General features: G+C 51.3%; 1 rRNA gene. It reads left to right on the top strand.

The window, feature by feature from the left end:
- Nucleotides 1-267, top strand: a 23S ribosomal RNA gene (locus KJS52_RS27120); the annotation flags it as partial.

Raw genomic sequence — 267 nt, 5'->3', positions numbered from 1 at the left:
ACTAGGAGCCGAAGAAGGACGTGGCGAACAACGATACTGCCTCGGGGAGCTGTAAGCAAGCGTCGATCCGGGGATTTCCGAATGGGGAAACCCAGCTGTTGTAATAGACAGTTACTGTTAGCTGAATTCATAGGCTGACATGAGGCATACCAGGGGAACTGAAACATCTAAGTACCCTGAGGAAGAGAAAACAAAAGTGATTCCGTCAGTAGCGGCGAGCGAACGCGGATTAGCCCAAACCAGAGAGCTTGCTCTCTGGGGTTGTAG

The sequence above is a fragment of the Paenibacillus montaniterrae genome (genome assembly GCF_018403185.1).
GTDB lineage: Bacteria > Bacillota > Bacilli > Paenibacillales > Paenibacillaceae > Pristimantibacillus > Pristimantibacillus montaniterrae.
This window is presented reverse-complemented; position numbering and strand designations above follow the sequence as displayed.